Origin of the sequence: Phocaeicola salanitronis DSM 18170 (assembly GCF_000190575.1) — a bacterium.
In the GTDB taxonomy this organism is placed as follows: Bacteria; Bacteroidota; Bacteroidia; order Bacteroidales; family Bacteroidaceae; genus Phocaeicola; species Phocaeicola salanitronis.
This window is the reverse complement of the sequence record NC_015166.1, coordinates 1-6,277: the sequence shown is the minus strand read 5'-3', so window position 1 is coordinate 6,277 and position 6,277 is coordinate 1. Positions and strand designations below refer to the sequence as shown.

The following is a 6,277-nucleotide window of genomic DNA, read 5'->3' as shown; positions in this document are numbered from 1 at the left end:
ATATTAGATTTTGAGAACAATGAATCATAATTTCTTGTAATTTTATGGTTGTTAATTGAAAATTGAAAGTTATGAAAAAGTTATTTTATTCATTGATGTTATGTTCTTTCTTTGTAGCATGTTCTAATGAAGATGACATTGTTATGCAAGATGACCAATCATTTTCGAATGAAGAGGTATTAACTCGTTCTGCTTCAATGAGGAGAAGCTTGACTCCACAAGAAGCTGATATGTTGAAAAAAGCATTTCCTAATTTAAAGACCGATAATGTTACAGTTACTGGTGAAGCTACGTATACATATAATTGTATAGCGTATTCTATGGGTATAACGAGTAAGTGGATTAATCCTGAAGAGCTTTATAATGATTTTATTAATCAGTATAAAAATGCGAAATCTTTATACGGAGCGAGTTCAAATTATGAACAAACATCGACTCAAGGAAGTGGTGCAGATGTTGATGGATGGGGGCTTAACACTTATAAAATGACTCATGGAAGTGTTATTTATAGTGGAAATACATGGGAGTCAAAATTAGGACCAAATATTCGCATCACTCATGGAAGAACTGAATTAAATGGTTCTGAATATGGTAGTATTTTAGTTTCTTTTGTAAAACAGAACAGTAAAATATCTGATTTAAAAGAAGTAGCAGAAGAGGTCTCTAAAGAAGATATTGTTTTATCCGACTTAGAGAAGAATAAAGTATTAGAAAGAAGTAAAAAAGTAGATAGCGAAATTGTTAGCAAATTCGAGTCTTTAATTGCTGCATGGAAAAATGAAATTAATACAAATCCCAAAACAATGTTTAGTTCATCTACTTTGGATTACAAACAGTTACCTCAATTCAAATCTTTACAAGAAATGGGAAGTGTGATTATACCATTAATAATGGAAAAACTGCTTGATGAAGAAAACTTCTTTATGCTTCCTTTGTATGATACATTGCAATTGGATAGTAATCTAAAAATAGTTTATAATAAGAATGATCGTAAATGTTTAGAAGGTGAACAAAATAGAGCAAGAAGAACTGTTCGTATGTGGGTAAATAGTTTGTAGTGCTGAATACAGTTCATGCCTTAATATAAAAAAGAGGAGAGGACTTATTGTTCTCTCCTCTTTTTTATATTAAGGCATGAGTTTTATTTGAAGTATTATAGCTGTTTTTTCATGTTTTACCGCTTTTATTACAATACTCACTCGCAGTTCCCTATGCTATAAATGAAATCCCCTGCCGTTATTAAGTCCTAATGCTCTCTGTAACTTGTTCCATAGTTCCCGGAAGAATGTTTTGAAATGTGCCGTTCATCCTATGATATAAGCATATACCCAAACTACAGTTCTGTATTTACTTTTATTTTCCCGAATGTTTTCTGTTCATCACGTACCCGGCAAAGTTCCCGGTGTGCTTTTTCCTTATACTCCTGAAGAACTTTGATTTCGTTACGCAATCGGTTGTTCTCTTCCTGAAGGAGCTGAAGGTCTTTGGCACGTTCTGTAGCCAGACTTTCTGCCTTCGCCTTTGCTTCTGTTGCTTGGGCTATAAGTTCTGGAGCTGGAAGCTGTTTTGCGGTCTGTTCCCGGACTGCCTGTAGTAGTTGGCGAATCGCTTCTGTTCCCTCATTGCTTGTCTGCATGGTCGCTTTTACTTCATTCAATTCTCCGATGATCTTTTCCAAGGGGGAGTAATCAAGTGCGTTACTCTTCAGGTCGAAACCTGTGCGTTCAAAGTATTCCAGGGCGAGAGAAACGAACTCTTTCCGTAATATGCCGTTTGCCCGGCAGTATATCTCCAGCCGTTCAGATGTTTCTCCGCTTATTGAGATTGTAGTCTTTTCCGGCTTGCTTTTGGGTTGTATGGTTGCTTTATCTGTCATACCTTAACCGATTGATATAAATATGCTTATAATATGCTTGATATGCTGGTTTTATGCTTCTTTTTAATTGAATATGCTGTAAATATACCGAATATTCCTGAAATATATTCAGGTTACTTGGCCTTTTTTTCGCTTAAAGTGATATGAGAATCCACAAAGCACCCTCCGAAGCCGGATAAGGCGTCTGGTTGCGTGTAAGTGACTGTTACAAGGGTTTGTCCCATGAATGTCTCAATCTTGTCTATAATGGCTTCCATTGGCTTTCCTAAGCCTGTAGCTTCAGCTGATACCAATATCAAATCTCCTTCTTTCATGTCTTTGTTTTTTTGATTGTGTGACAAAATCAAAGTTTCTTTCTGTCTTTAATTTTTCCCTTGATAGCATTGATTATATAACCTTTTGGGTTCTTCTTTTCCCTTGATTTCCCTTTTAGAATGGCGAGTTCATTAAGGAAGTCTGGAAGTAAGGTTTGTGCTGATATAAACAGATCTAGATTGTTTTTAATCTCTTTATCTGAAAACTCAATCGAGTTTTTAAGATAACTTCTTATTTCCGGAGCTAACGACCAGCTTAAAGCAGTCTGTTTTTGAAGGTCATGTTTTTCCAAATCACTGTCACGGTGTTCCGGTTGATATACCGGATAAAACTTTATGGCCGTTATCTTTCGCCCTGTTTTGAGCGGTGTGTACTCAAAGGTATATGGGCTGATTTCATCAAGCTCTTTTTTTGCAGCATCCACAACATAACGTATAAAATCGTTGATGCGCTCGTATTTGTCTGTTACGCAAAACATTTCCTTTAGCTGTTCTATAGAGTATATCAGAGGAGTTTTCTGGTTGCTCAACAACTCATAAAAGCGCATTGAAAACTGGCTCTTAAAGCTCATGGCTGCTTTCAGTTCGTATTTCCTAAAACCCTTTGAGAAATCAAGTATGCAGTCCCATACACGTGGGTGTACCTGAAAGGATAATACTGAAGAACGCTTCCGTATATAAGGCAAGGCTATGATAGAGATACTTTGCCAGATCTCATCATCTTCATACTCAAAGATCTTTCGCTGAAGCGACTGTAGGGCTTCTTTTACTCTCGCATAATTCTTGTCGTCCTCTCCATTAAGCAGGCAGGCGATAGGCATGGTTATATTTACGCAACTGAAAAGATCATGCTCTATCTTCTGACAGTTATCAGCGAACTTTATACCTTGCAGCTCTCCTTGAGCCATTTCTACGAGACGATAAATGATACGCTTTTCGTACACATTAAAGTCATATTTTGCAGTAGTCATAATATAACTTTGGATAAGGTCTTTGTTTACTATTGCCATAATTATCAGTGTTTTGCGCAAATATAAGTATTAAAAACGAGTTTTACAAATAAAACTCGTAGATTGTGTGATTAGTATTCAAAAACTCGTAGTTAAACTTTGAAATAGTATTCAAAAACTCGCAGTTAGTATTCAAAAACTCGTAGTTAGATCGCTGCTGATGATTGTAATATTCTGTTTGTCAGATTGTTAAAGTGCATTTTTTAAAAGTTGATAAGCATATAACAAGTAATGCTTAAAAACAAGTCATAAAATTTTAGCCTGAATGTGGCTTCCAGACCTCCAAATCCGTGAAAAACGAGTTTTTGAATGTTTGTGAAAGCAAAGCAAAAGCCAGCGCAGCGTTCTTTGAGGAACGAATTTTCCGCGCGTGTACACAAATAAGTACACAAAACTTTTGTTTTATTGATTTTTATCCCTATTTTTGCGGTGAAAACCAATATATTAGAACTATGCAGATTGTTACAACACGCGAATTTCGTGCCAATCAGAAGAAATACTTCGAAATGGCAGAGACGGAAACGATCCTGGTCTCCAGACGCAATGCAGCCCCTATTATGGTGTGTGCAGTCAGAGAAGGTGATTTCCCTTCAAAGGAAGAACTTGCGGCCATCCAGAGAGGTATTGAAGATATCCGGAACGGAAATACCTTCAGAATGGCTAAAAACGAGTCTCTGGATGATTTTCTTAACCGTATAGAGGGCGAAGGCAATGTATGAGATAGAATTTTCCAAAGAAGCGGTAAAACATGTCCTGTTGATGAGGAAATCCTCTCCGCAGCTTTTCAGGAAGCTGGAGAAGCTGCTTGATGAACTCCGGGAACACCCGTACACGGGTACAGGGCATCCGGAACAGTTGAGATACCTGGAGGGTGTCTGGTCAAGGCAGCTGGACAAGAAGAACCGTATCAGGTATATGGTCAACGAGACTACCGTAATTGTGTTTATCATTTCAGCCTGGGGGCATTATGACGACAAATGAAGGATTGCAGTAAGTTCCGAAACGGCACATACTGCAATCCTTTTGAATTTGTGACAGAATCAAAATAACTTATATCATATATCCAAGCAAACGGCTGCACTCGTCGGGAGTGTTGGTACACCCCCTTGCCGTGCGGCGCTCCCCGACCGATGAGTTTTTTGTGGTGTTCCGGACACGTTCTGTTGTGCGGTTTTGTTGGGTATTTCTGTTGTGTACCGGGCGTGCGGTTTTCGTGGGTGTTTACGTGTGTGGGATAGGTTCTATCTCTCCCCGTCCCCTTTGCTAATTTCGCGCTGGGGAGGGTGTTCGATAGAACAGCAAGAGGAAACCGGGCAAGCCCTGTTTTTTCCTCTTGCCATACGGGGTCTTTAGCTGAAAATCAGCTATTTAGAAAATTATACCAATATAATTTGGTTATAATGAATAAATATACTATCTTGTAAACCAACTAGTTAGTATATTAATTCGTTATAATAAGCCTTATAATTATATGGAAAAAGACAGTAAAACAACGGTAGCGGTAGAACGTACTACTTTTGCTAAACTTGACCGTCTGGCCAAGGCAAACAGTGTGTCAAAAATGGAGTATATTACTCATGCCATAAACTACTTTGAGAAGTACGGTATAAACCCGGTCGAGCATGAAAGTCCGGCACAGGAAATGCAGAGACTTATCAAGCGCATGGACCAGGTGTTCGCATTCCTGAAGAAACAGGAAACGGATCTTGTGCGTCCGGCTTGTGAAGCTCTGGCCGGAGCCAGCACACAGATAACCATAAGCCTTTCATCCTTACTTTCGGAAGAAAAGTTCAGGCGGTTCCTGAAGGACAACAAGGAACTGCTTGCCGGGATAATCAACAGTTCCGACAACAACGGCAGGGCCATAGGCAGGGCAGAAAAAGCGGTGCGGGATGCAGATTCAACTATCAGGAAGAACCAGGATATTATCTTCAAGCGGATAGAAGCCAGCGAAACGGCACAACTCAAGGCCATGCAACATATCGTTTCCTTCCTCGATGCAAAAGGAAAGACCGGGCTGCTCGATGACATAAACAAGGTCTATAAGAAGGAAAAGGAAAGGAGGGGGCTATGAATATAAAAATTCAGGGTGGCGGTTCCGGAACTTATGCCAATACAGGGAGCTGCACAGAAGTAACGACCTATCTCCAGCATGAGGATCTGGAGCGCATGAAGAACGGCCGGGAAGTGCAGCCGTTTTTCAATAACTCACGTGACTACATAAGCGCACAGGAAGTAACCTTCAAGATAGACAACAACAAGGCAAAATTAAGCCGGAACGATGCGAAGTTCTATGTGATCACGGTAAGCCCTTCCAGCCGGGAGCTGGAGAAAATGGGCAAGACAGAGAAGGAACAGGCTGAAGCCATGAGAAGGTATGTCCGTGATGATGTGATGCAGCACTATGCGGAAGGGTTCGGAAAAGGCCTGAACAAAGAGGATATCGAGTATTACGGAAAGATCCATTTCGAGAGGAAGGGAGCCGACCGGTACGACATGCACGCACATATCATCGTCAGCCGGAAGGACAGGAGCAACACCAGGAAGCTAAGCCCAAAGACCAACCACACCGGGAAGAAGAACTGCGGAAACGTGAAAGGCGGTTTTGACAGAACAGATTTTTTCCGAAAGTGTGAAACCTCATTTGACAAGCGCACAGGGTATGACCGGGCACCGGAACAGACCTTCGACTATCTCAATACCATGAAGAACGGAACTCCGAAAGAAATCTTCCAGAAAAAGGAGTGGGCGGAACGTGTGAACCATGAACGGCTTGAGAAGATGAAAGCCGAATGGAGCCGGGATCTTCAGGAACAGCACCAGGAACAAGGTCGGGAAGAAATCCAACAACAGGGAAACAATATTTCCCAGGTTCCGGAAATCAACCAGGCATCGCAAAGGAAAAAACAACAGGAGGAAGAACTCAACCAGCCCAGGAAAAGAAGCCGGGGTTTTGGAATGGGTATGTGATTTTATTCTGAGAGTATAGTTTTTGTGTCGTTATGAGGTAACGAGTAAAGATGAACTTCTTCAGGAAATCTACCTTGAAGAAGAAAAAAGCCCACCGGAATAGTTAA

At 40.3% G+C, this 6,277-nt stretch carries 8 protein-coding genes; 5 read left to right on the top strand and 3 right to left on the bottom strand.

Translation table 11 applies throughout. The features are described from left to right. Nucleotides 1-71 precede the first annotated feature (71 nt). The gene (locus BACSA_RS18810) at nt 72-1,058 is read left to right on the top strand and encodes a DUF7689 domain-containing protein (protein WP_013619584.1); all 987 of its coding nucleotides are present in this window, start codon (nt 72-74) and stop codon (nt 1,056-1,058) included. A gap of 275 nt (nt 1,059-1,333) precedes the next feature. On the opposite strand, the gene BACSA_RS18805 is transcribed toward BACSA_RS18810, so the two are convergent. The 3 genes from BACSA_RS18805 to BACSA_RS18795 all read right to left on the bottom strand — a co-directional run bounded on the left by BACSA_RS18805 (nt 1,334) and on the right by BACSA_RS18795 (nt 3,200). Beyond that, on the bottom strand, nt 1,334-1,876 hold the full coding sequence (locus tag BACSA_RS18805; RefSeq protein ID WP_013619583.1) for a BfmA/BtgA family mobilization protein: 543 nt from the start codon (nt 1,874-1,876) through the stop codon (nt 1,334-1,336). Between the two features lie 113 nt (nt 1,877-1,989). Then, nucleotides 1,990-2,190, bottom strand: coding sequence for a hypothetical protein (locus tag BACSA_RS18800; protein WP_013619582.1), 201 nt, complete (start codon nt 2,188-2,190; stop codon nt 1,990-1,992). Between the two features lie 29 nt (nt 2,191-2,219). After that, nucleotides 2,220-3,200 carry a replication initiation protein gene (locus tag BACSA_RS18795; protein WP_013619581.1) on the bottom strand — a complete coding sequence of 327 codons (981 nt, stop codon included), beginning with the start codon at nt 3,198-3,200 and terminating at the stop codon, nt 2,220-2,222. A 290-nt stretch (nt 3,201-3,490) separates the two neighbouring features. On the opposite strand from BACSA_RS18795, the gene BACSA_RS20910 reads away from it, so the two are divergent. The 4 genes from BACSA_RS20910 to BACSA_RS18775 all read left to right on the top strand — a co-directional run bounded on the left by BACSA_RS20910 (nt 3,491) and on the right by BACSA_RS18775 (nt 6,170). Further along, nucleotides 3,491-3,919 carry a prevent-host-death protein gene (locus BACSA_RS20910; protein WP_225231023.1) on the top strand — a complete coding sequence of 143 codons (429 nt, stop codon included), beginning with the start codon at nt 3,491-3,493 and terminating at the stop codon, nt 3,917-3,919. Then, the gene (locus BACSA_RS18785; protein ID WP_032536520.1) at nt 3,912-4,181 is read left to right on the top strand and encodes a Txe/YoeB family addiction module toxin; all 270 of its coding nucleotides are present in this window, start codon (nt 3,912-3,914) and stop codon (nt 4,179-4,181) included. The genes BACSA_RS20910 and BACSA_RS18785 overlap by 8 nt, the downstream gene beginning before the upstream one ends. A 490-nt stretch (nt 4,182-4,671) precedes the next feature. Continuing rightward, on the top strand, nt 4,672-5,274 hold the full coding sequence (locus BACSA_RS18780; protein ID WP_013619580.1) for a BfmA/BtgA family mobilization protein: 603 nt from the start codon (nt 4,672-4,674) through the stop codon (nt 5,272-5,274). Continuing rightward, nucleotides 5,271-6,170: a DUF5712 family protein gene (locus BACSA_RS18775; RefSeq protein WP_013619579.1), complete on the top strand. Its 900-nt coding sequence runs from the start codon at nt 5,271-5,273 to the stop codon at nt 6,168-6,170. Before BACSA_RS18780 ends, BACSA_RS18775 begins: the two co-directional genes overlap by 4 nt. Nucleotides 6,171-6,277: the final 107 nt, after the last annotated feature.

What these genes read in the sequence shown, in the direction of transcription:
- BACSA_RS18810 (WP_013619584.1), top strand. Translation starts at nt 72, where the DNA reads ATGAAAAAGTTATTTTATTCATTGATGTTATGTTCTTTCTTTGTAGCA.
- BACSA_RS18780 (WP_013619580.1), top strand. Translation starts at nt 4,672, where the DNA reads ATGGAAAAAGACAGTAAAACAACGGTAGCGGTAGAACGTACTACTTTT.
- BACSA_RS18800 (WP_013619582.1), bottom strand. Translation starts at nt 2,190, where the DNA reads ATGAAAGAAGGAGATTTGATATTGGTATCAGCTGAAGCTACAGGCTTA.
- BACSA_RS18795 (WP_013619581.1), bottom strand. Translation starts at nt 3,200, where the DNA reads ATGGCAATAGTAAACAAAGACCTTATCCAAAGTTATATTATGACTACT.
- BACSA_RS18785 (WP_032536520.1), top strand. Translation starts at nt 3,912, where the DNA reads ATGTATGAGATAGAATTTTCCAAAGAAGCGGTAAAACATGTCCTGTTG.
- BACSA_RS18775 (WP_013619579.1), top strand. Translation starts at nt 5,271, where the DNA reads ATGAATATAAAAATTCAGGGTGGCGGTTCCGGAACTTATGCCAATACA.
- BACSA_RS18805 (WP_013619583.1), bottom strand. Translation starts at nt 1,876, where the DNA reads ATGACAGATAAAGCAACCATACAACCCAAAAGCAAGCCGGAAAAGACT.